The following is a 543-nucleotide window of genomic DNA, read 5'->3' as shown; positions in this document are numbered from 1 at the left end:
AGTCGAAGCCGTATCGTCGTCGTCCGGTGCCGCCGTTTACTACTTCCACCATGCAGCAGGCTGCCGGCAACCGTCTTTCCATGAGTTCACGCCAGACCATGCGGGCTGCGCAAGGTTTGTATGAGAACGGCTTCATCACAAAGTGGTCAAACCGCATGTCAGCAGGTGAAAGAGCAGAGCTACGCAGTGTTCTCAACGTATGTACATGCTCACGAACTTAGCAAGCCTTTCGCACATAACCATTCGTATTGAAGCAACACCCTTACGATGAAGAGGCTTGAGCTTCTGTCTACGCGAACATGCTTCCATACCGATAAGGTTTGTTATGTCAGATTTACCTTTTGGGTTTGCTGCAGATTTTCTACCACCCGTGCGCTTCGGAATACAACAAAAGTGAGGGGCAGGAAACCGAAGTCCCCTACCCCTCACAGAAAAGTAATGTGGCGGTGCGCTACTCTCCCACACCCTCCCGAGTGCAGTACCATCGCCGTGCCAGGCCTTAGCTACCGGGTTCGAAATGGGACCGGGCGTTTCCCCTGGGCT

1 rRNA gene and 1 pseudogene are annotated in these 543 nt (G+C 53.2%); one reads left to right on the top strand and one right to left on the bottom strand.

The window, feature by feature from the left end:
* Positions 1–140: pseudogene (locus AC3B5A_RS07630) on the top strand (DNA topoisomerase); the annotation flags it as partial.
* A 298-nt stretch (positions 141–438) separates the two neighbouring features.
* Here the strand turns inward: AC3B5A_RS07630 and rrf are convergent.
* Positions 439–543 (bottom strand): 5S ribosomal RNA (gene rrf, locus AC3B5A_RS07625); the annotation flags it as partial.

The organism is Bifidobacterium sp. ESL1133 (assembly GCF_058107325.1).
The sequence above is the reverse complement of the archived record's forward strand: the minus strand, read 5'-3'. Positions and strand labels throughout refer to the sequence as shown.